This window comes from Mycolicibacter arupensis (assembly GCF_002086515.1).
Taxonomy (GTDB): domain Bacteria; phylum Actinomycetota; class Actinomycetes; order Mycobacteriales; family Mycobacteriaceae; genus Mycobacterium; species Mycobacterium arupense.
Genome location: NZ_MVHH01000015.1, coordinates 83,472 through 91,092 on the forward strand (window position 1 = coordinate 83,472; position 7,621 = coordinate 91,092).

A 7,621-nucleotide genomic window follows, 5' to 3' on the forward strand; every position below is an offset into this window, starting at 1 on the left:
AGCGCCGCGTCGACACGAGCTCTTGACCACAAGAGGAGACGATCATGACCGAGCACCACACCACCACCGATGCTGGGATCCCGGCACCCAGTGACGGTGAGTCGCTGACAGTCGGACCGGATGGCCCCCTTCTGCTCCAGGATCACTACCTGATCGAGCAGATGGCGATGTTCAACCGGGAGCGCACCCCCGAACGTCAACCGCACGCCAAGGGTGGCGGGGCATTCGGGCACTTCGAGGTCACCGCGGACGTCACCCGGTACACCAGGGCCGCGGTGTTTGCGCCCGGCGCCAAGACCGAGACCCTGACCAGGTTCTCCACGGTCGCCGGGGAGCGGGGCAGCCCAGACACCTGGCGGGACCCCCGCGGTTTCGCGACGAAGTTCTACACCTCAGAGGGCAATTTCGACCTGGTCGGCAACAACACCCCGGTCTTCTTCATGCGCGACCCGCTGAAGTTCCAGCACTTCATCCGCTCGCAGAAGCGTCGCGCCGCCAGCAACCTTCGTGATCACAACATGCAGTGGGACTTCTGGAGCCTCACGCCGGAGTCGGCGCACCAGGTCACCTGGCTGATGGGCGACCGGGGCATTCCGAAGAACTGGCGGCACATGAACGGCTACTCCAGCCACACCTACAGCTGGGTCAACGCCGCCGGTGAGATCTTCTGGGTCAAGTACCACTTCATCAGCGACCAGGGCGTCGACTTCCTCACCCAGGAGGAGGCGGACCGGTTGGCCGGGGTGGATGCCGACTATCACCAGCGGGACCTCTATGAGGCGATCGAGCGCGGTGAGTATCCGAGTTGGACGCTCAAGATGCAGATCATGCCGTTCGAAGAGGCAAAGACCTACCGTTACAACCCCTTTGACCTCACCAAGGTATGGCCGCATGGCGACTACCCGTTGATCGACGTCGGCAAGCTGACCCTGGATCGCAATGTCAGCGACTATCACAGTGAGATCGAGCAGGCGGCGTTCCAGCCCAACAATATGGTGCCCGGAACCGGTTTGAGCCCGGACAAGATGCTGCTGGCCAGGGGATTCTCCTACGCCGACGCGCACCGTGCCCGGATCGGCACCAACTACAGCCAATTGCCGGTCAACGCACCGAAATCCGAGGTGCACAGCTACTCCAAGGACGGCGCCATGCGGTTCGTCAATGCGACGGACCCGGTATATGCGCCGAACTCGATGGGTGGCCCCAAGGCGGACCCCGCCCGGGCGGCCGAGGTGCGCTGGCATGCCGACGGTGACATGGTGCGCGCCGCCTACACGCTGCGCGAAGACGACGACGACTTCAGTCAGGCCCGAACTCTGGTCCGGGATGTGCTCGACGACGATGCGCGGAAACGGCTGGCCGCCAACATCATCGGGCATGTCTCTGCCGGGGTGACCGAGCCGGTGCTGTCGCGGGTATTCGAGTACTGGCGCAACATCGACCCCGACCTGGGAAGCGCGGTGGAGGCCGGGGTGCGGGCCAACCTTGCCTGACGGCCGGCGGGCCGCCGCAATGGCGTTGCTGGGCATCGGCATTGCCGCCATGGCGGCGGTGCCGGTAGCCGCGGCGAGTCCTTCGGATCCGGGCGTGGTGTCCTACGCGGTGCTGCCCAAGGGTTCAGTGGGCAACATCGTGGGCGCCCCGATGGGTTTCGAAGCCGTCTCGGGCCAGCCGTTCCAGGCGTTCTGGGTCGACGACCCGGCATGTAACAACTGGGCCGACATCGGCCTGCCCGAGATCTTCAATGACGCCGATCTGGCGTCGTTCAACAGCGCTGTCACCCAGACCGCGTCCAATGACCAAGGGCATTTCGTCAAGCAGGCGGTGGGAGTCTTTGCCACCCAAGAGGCTGCCACTGGGGCATTCCGCCGCGTCGTGGACCGAACCGTCGGCTGCTCGGGACGGACCACCGCGATGCATCTGGACAACGGACTCACCCAGGTCTGGGAGTTCAGCGGCGGGCCGGCGACGGCGGCCGACGCGGCCTGGACCAAGCGGGAAGCCGGGACCGACCGGCGTTGCTTCAACCAGACCCGACTGCGCGCCAACGTGGTGTTGCAGGCCAAGGTCTGCCAGTCCGGTAACGCCGGCCCGGCGGTGAACGTGCTGGCAGGGGCGATGCAGAACTCCCTGGGACAGTGATCTTCGGACTTCTTGTCCTACCTCTCGGGTAGCGTCGGGAAGATCGACGGGCGGAGGGGTTGATATGGGGTTCGCCGCGGCGGCGCAACTGTCCCGCGGAGATGAGTCTTGCCTCGGTGGCCCCGAGCTGTCTGGAGCGGCCCAGGCCGCCGACTACATCGCCCAGAGCTGCCTCACCGATGCCCCGCACGGCCGCGTCGGCCTGGAGATCGAAGCGCACTGTTTCGACCCGGCCGACCCACACCGCCGTCCCGGGTGGGCGGAGATCGGTGACGTGCTGCGGGCGCTGCCGGCGTTGCCGGGGCGCAGTGTCGTCACCGTCGAACCCGGTGGCGCGGTGGAGCTCTCCGGCCCGCCGCTGAGCGGGGCCCTGGCCGCCATCGAGGCCATGGCCGCCGATCAGGCGGTGCTGCGGGCGGCGTTCGCCGCCGCCGGGCTGGGTCTGGTGCAGCTGGGCGCCGATCCGCTGCGGCCGACGCAGCGGATCAACCCCGGCGAGCGCTACGCCGCCATGGAACAGTTCTTCGCCGCCAGCCACACCGGTTCGGCGGGTGCTGCGATGATGACCGCCACCGCTTCTGTTCAGCTCAACCTGGACGCCGGCGTCCAGCAGGGCTGGGCGGACCGGGTCCGGCTGGCTCACGCGTTGGGTCCGACGATGGTGGCGATCGCCGCGAATTCCCCACTGCTGTCGGGTGATTTCTCCGGCTGGCGCTCGACTCGGCAACGGGTATGGAGCCGGTTGGACTCGGCGCGCTGCGGTCCCGTCCTCGGTCTGGACGGCACCGACCCCGCCACCGACTGGGCGCGCTACGCGCTCAAGGCGCCGGTCATGTTGGTGCACACGCCAGAAGCCATTCCGGTCAGCCGCTATGTGCCTTTCGCCGACTGGGCCGACGGGCGGGTGCGTCTGGGCGGCCGCCGTGCCGGCATCGCGGACCTCGACTACCACCTGACCACGTTGTTTCCGCCGGTGCGCCCGCGCGGCTGGCTGGAGATCCGGTACCTCGACAGCGTCGATGGCACCCTATGGCCGGCGCTGGTATTCCTGCTCGCCACCTTGCTCGACGACCCGGCCGCTGCCGACGGAGCCGCCGAGGCGGTCGCACCCGTCGCCACGGCGTGGGACGTGGCGGCCCGGGTCGGCCTTGCCGAGCCACGGTTACATGCCGCGGCTATGCACTGCGTCCAGCTGGTCGCCGACCGGGCACCGGCATCGCTGCGCGACGGAATGGACAGGTTGGTGGGCCTGGTGGAACGGGGCCGCTGCCCGGCCGACGATGTCACCGATGAGGCGACCCGGACCGGTACTGCGGCGACGGTGAGCCGATTGGCGCGCAGCCAGTCATGACCACCGCCGCAATTCTGGCCCGTGACCTCACCCGGGCGCGAGACCGCACGTTGGCGCTCGTCGATTTCGACGATGCCGAACTGCACCGCCAGTACGACCCGCTGATGAGCCCACTGGTGTGGGACCTGGCTCATATCGGTCAGCAGGAGGAGCTGTGGCTGTTGCGCGGCGGCGATCCGGACCGACCCGGCATGCTGCCCGCCGATGTCGAGGGCCTGTACGACGCCTTCACGCACCCCCGGGCCAGCCGTGTCGACTTACCGCTGCTGGCGCCCGAGCAGGCCAGAAAATACTGCGCGACCGTGCGTTCCAAGGTTTTCGACCGGTTGGAGAACCTGCCCGTCGATGCCGGCGGGCCCGCGGACGGGTTCGTTTTCGGCCTGGTGCTCAGTCACGAACACCAGCACGACGAGACCATGCTGCAGGCACTGAACCTGCGGGCCGGCCCACCCCTGCTCGGTGCGGGTGCCCTGTTGCCCGCCGGCCGGCCCGATCTGGCGGGAACTTCGGTCCTGGTAGCGGGCGGAGAGTTCGTCCTGGGCGTCGACGCCGCCGACGAGCCCTTCGCGCTGGACAATGAGCGCCCGGCGCACCGCGTCGACGTCGCGGACTTCCGGATCGGGCGGGTGCCGGTGACCAACCGTGAATGGCGCGCGTTCATCGATGACGGCGGCTATCGGCAGCCAAGGTGGTGGAGCGAACGCGGTTGGCGCCACTGCCTGCACGCCGGATTGAGCGCTCCGGAGTTCTGGGGTCCCGACCACCGCTCCCGGGTGCGGTTCGGTCGTGCAGAGGAGCTTCCCGACGATGAACCGGTGCAGCACGTCAGCTACTTCGAGGCCCAGGCGTACGCGGCATGGGCCGGCGCCCGGCTTCCCACCGAGATCGAATGGGAGAAGGCCTGCGCCTGGGACCCGGTGCTCGGGGCGCGCCGCCGTTATCCCTGGGGTGACGCGCCAGTGTCAGCGGAGCTGGCCAATCTCGACGGTGCCGCACTGCGTCCGGCGCCGGTCGGGGTCTACCCGAACGGGGCGTCGGCCTACGGCGCTCAACAGCTGCTCGGCGACGTGTGGGAGTGGACCAGTTCACCGCTGCGGCCGTGGCCGGGATTTCATCCGATGATCTACCAACGTTATTCAGAGCCGTTCTTCGACGGCGACTACCGGGTACTGCGCGGCGGATCATGGGCGGTCGCGCGCGAGATCCTGCGTCCGAGCTTTCGGAACTGGGACCATCCCTACCGGCGGCAGATCTTCGCCGGTGTACGACTGGCCTGGGACGTCTGATGTGCCGGCACCTGGGCTGGTTGGGCAGGCCGCGGTCGGTGGCGGAGTTGATGCTGGAGCCGCCGCACTCCCTGCTGGTGCAGTCCTATGCACCGCGTCGGCAACAGCACGGTCTGCTCAACGCCGACGGTTGGGGCGCAGGATTTTTCGACGGTGCCCAGCCGCGGCGATGGCGCAGTGCGGCGCCGTTGTGGGGTGATGCCTCCTTCGCCTCGGTAGCCCCGGTGCTCACCAGTCATTGTGTGGTGGCCGCGGTGCGCTCGGCCACCGTCGGCATGCCCATTGAGGCCAGTGCCACGGCGCCCTTCACCGACGGCAACTGGCTGCTGTCGCACAATGGCGTGGTGGACCGCGCGGTGTTGTCCACCACGCTGGTAGCCGAATCGCTCTGCGACAGTGCGATCCTGGCGGCCTCGATCTTTTCGCGCGGAGTGGATTCGCTGGCGCAGGTGATCGTCGAGATCGGCGCTGCAGATCCGAAAGCCCGGCTGAACATTCTGGCGGCCAACGGTTCACAGATGGTAGCGACCACCTGGGGGGACACCTTGTCGATGTTGCACGGAGCAGACGGCGTGGTACTGGCCAGTGAACCCTACGACGAGGACCCACGCTGGGTGGACATTCCCGACCGGCACCTGGTCGACGTGCGCGACGGCGAGGTTCGGGTCACGGCATTGGGTGCGCCACGATGACGGGTCCCGGGGCGGCCGCGGTCTCTATCACGAACTACTTGGCTGCCGACGCGGCGGGCACCGCGCTCCGCGACGACGTCCGGCACGGGCTGACGCAACAGCCGAAGTCACTGCCGCCCAAATGGTTCTACGACGACGTCGGCAGTGAGCTGTTCGACCGGATCACCCGGTTGCCCGAGTACTACCCGACCCGCGCCGAGGCGGAGATCCTGCGCGCGCACTCCGCCGAGGTGGCGGCACTGTCGGGTGCTGACACCTTGGTGGAACTCGGCAGTGGCACCTCGGAGAAGACCCGGATGCTGTTGGGTGCGCTGCGGGACGCCGGAGCGCTGCGCCGGTTCGTCCCGTTCGACGTGGATGCCGGCGTGCTGGAGACCGCCGGGGAAGCCATCGCCCGTGACTATCCTGGTGTGCTGGTGCAGGCTGTCTGCGGCGACTTCGAGCACCACCTGAAACACATTCCCGACGGCGGCAGAAGGCTGTTCGTGTTCTTGGGGTCGACGATCGGAAATCTGACCTCCGGCCCGCGCGCCGAGTTCCTGGCCGACCTCGCCGCCGTCATGCATGACGGTGATGGCCTGCTGCTGGGTACCGATCTGGTCAAGGACACCGGGCGGCTGGTGCGCGCCTACGACGATGCGGCCGGAGTGACCGCGGCATTCAATCGCAACGTGCTCGCGGTGGTGAACCGAGAACTCGATGCCGATTTCGACCTGGAGGCCTTTGCTCATGTGGCGCGCTGGAATGCTGCGGAGCAACGCATCGAGATGTGGCTGCGCTCCTGCCGAGCCCAGCGCATTGCGGTTCGGGCGCTTGGCCTTGATGTCGAGTTCACCGACGGAGAAGAGATGCTGACCGAGGTGTCGTGCAAGTTCCGGCCGGAACAGGTGGCCGACGAGCTGGCCGCCGCGGGGCTACGGCGGCAGCGCTGGTGGACCGACGCAGCAGGCGATTTCGGACTGTCGCTGGCCGTCAGGTGAGTCTTGCCGACAGCTGGCGGGCTGCGCGGCCTCCCGCCGCCGGACTGCACCTGGACAGTGCTGCATGCTCGCGCCAGAGCTACGCCGCCTTGGACGCCGCCACCCAGCACGCCCGCCATGAGGCCGAGGTCGGCGGCTACGTCGCTGCCGAGGCCGCCACGCCGGTTCTGGAAGCCGGCCGGGCGGCTTTCGCCGCATTGACGGCCATGACTCCCGACCAGGTGGTGTTCACCACCGGGTCGCGGCATGCTCTGACGTTGTTGCTGTCCCGGTGGCCGGGTCAACGTCGGACCGTGGCCTGCCTGCCGGGTGAGTACGGGCCCAATCTGGCGGTGATGGCGGCCCACGGGTTCAGCCGGCAGACGCTACCGGTGGACCACGCCGGCCGACTGCTGCTCGACGAGGCGGCCGCCATGCTCGGTGCCGCACCGCCAGGCCTGGTTCACCTGACCCCTGTCGGCAGTCATCGTGGGTTGGTTCAGCCCCTGGCAGCCTTGGCGGACATCTGCCGCGAGCGCGGTGTTCCCCTGATCGTCGACGCGGCGCAGGCCCTGGGCCAGATCGATTGTGCGGTAGGCGCCGATGCCGTCTATTCGTCATCCCGCAAGTGGCTGGCCGGACCGCGCGGGGTCGGGGTGCTGGCTGTGCGGCCGGAGCTGGCTGCCCTGGCATCGCCCGGCCCAGAGGCCGGCGATGTGAACGTGGCTGCACAGGTGGGCTTCTGCGTCGCTGTGGGTGAACATCTCGCGCTCGGCCCGGCGACCGTGCGTGCGGCATTGGCAGAGGTGGGGTCGTTGAGCCGTCGGGTGCTGGCGGACCTGCCCGGCTGGCGGGTGGTGGAGCCCGATGACGAACCCAGTGCCATCACCACTTTGGCCCCGCTGCGGGGTGCCGACCCGGCGGCAGTGCGCGCGTGGCTGATCGCCGAGCACGCGATCGTTACCACCGCGGCGGGTGTGGAGCGCGCACCGGCGGAACTGACCGGGCCGGTACTGCGGATCTCTCCACATCTCGACGCCACCGTGTCGGATCTGGAGGCGTTCCGCGCGGCGTTGGCCGCCGCCCCGCACCCCTGAGGGAATCGCTTGTCGCGGAGGGCTAGTGGCCGAAAAGCCCGCCACCACGGCCGCCGCCACCGAACAGGCCACCGCCGCCTCCGCCGAACAGGCC

The 7,621-nt window shown here is 68.5% G+C and carries 7 protein-coding genes; all 7 read left to right on the top strand.

Annotated elements, in window-relative coordinates:
• Positions 1-44 precede the first annotated feature (44 nt).
• The 7 genes from BST15_RS10000 to egtE all read left to right on the top strand — a co-directional run bounded on the left by BST15_RS10000 (position 45) and on the right by egtE (position 7,527).
• Positions 45-1,493: a catalase gene (locus BST15_RS10000; protein WP_046190311.1), complete on the top strand. Its 1,449-nt coding sequence runs from the start codon at positions 45-47 to the stop codon at positions 1,491-1,493.
• Between the two features lie 19 nt (positions 1,494-1,512).
• On the top strand, positions 1,513-2,142 hold the full coding sequence (locus BST15_RS10005) for a sensor domain-containing protein (protein ID WP_046190310.1): 630 nt from the start codon (positions 1,513-1,515) through the stop codon (positions 2,140-2,142).
• 64 nt (positions 2,143-2,206) lie between these two features.
• Positions 2,207-3,493 carry an ergothioneine biosynthesis glutamate--cysteine ligase EgtA gene (gene egtA / locus BST15_RS10010; RefSeq protein ID WP_046190309.1) on the top strand — a complete coding sequence of 429 codons (1,287 nt, stop codon included), beginning with the start codon at positions 2,207-2,209 and terminating at the stop codon, positions 3,491-3,493.
• The gene (gene egtB, locus BST15_RS10015; protein ID WP_046190308.1) at positions 3,490-4,779 is read left to right on the top strand and encodes an ergothioneine biosynthesis protein EgtB; all 1,290 of its coding nucleotides are present in this window, start codon (positions 3,490-3,492) and stop codon (positions 4,777-4,779) included. Before egtA ends, egtB begins: the two co-directional genes overlap by 4 nt.
• Positions 4,779-5,471, top strand: a complete 693-nt coding sequence (gene egtC / locus BST15_RS10020; protein WP_046190307.1) for an ergothioneine biosynthesis protein EgtC — start codon at positions 4,779-4,781, stop codon at positions 5,469-5,471. The genes egtB and egtC overlap by 1 nt, the downstream gene beginning before the upstream one ends.
• On the top strand, positions 5,468-6,451 hold the full coding sequence (egtD, locus tag BST15_RS10025) for an L-histidine N(alpha)-methyltransferase (protein ID WP_046190306.1): 984 nt from the start codon (positions 5,468-5,470) through the stop codon (positions 6,449-6,451). The genes egtC and egtD overlap by 4 nt, the downstream gene beginning before the upstream one ends.
• Positions 6,448-7,527: an ergothioneine biosynthesis PLP-dependent enzyme EgtE gene (gene egtE / locus BST15_RS10030; RefSeq protein ID WP_109370867.1), complete on the top strand. Its 1,080-nt coding sequence runs from the start codon at positions 6,448-6,450 to the stop codon at positions 7,525-7,527. The genes egtD and egtE overlap by 4 nt, the downstream gene beginning before the upstream one ends.
• Positions 7,528-7,621: the final 94 nt, after the last annotated feature.